Consider the following 212-nt stretch of genomic DNA (forward strand, 5'->3'; position numbering starts at 1 on the left):
GTTGCCCCCTGTGAGATAAGGTAGTCGCTTAGCAAAGGGGAGTTTAGCTTAGTTGAAATGGAGAGGGAATCGACATTTCAATCGGTGGATAAGAGAAACGAAGTTTCTCACCGTTGGCTGAGCTAAACTCCATTCCAAGGGAGTTTAGCTCAGCTGGGAGAGCATCTGCCTTACAAGCAGAGGGTCAGCGGTTCGATCCCGTTAACTCCCAT

The 212-nt window shown here is 49.1% G+C and carries 1 tRNA gene; it reads left to right on the forward strand.

Annotated features, from left to right (window positions below):
• The first annotated feature begins 138 nt into the window (after window positions 1-138).
• Window positions 139-211: transfer RNA gene (locus HMPREF2963_RS06635), tRNA-Val, on the forward strand.
• Window position 212 lies beyond the last annotated feature (1 nt).

Source organism: Streptococcus sp. HMSC067A03 (genome assembly GCF_001814295.1).
GTDB classification, from domain to species: Bacteria; Bacillota; Bacilli; order Lactobacillales; family Streptococcaceae; genus Streptococcus; species Streptococcus constellatus.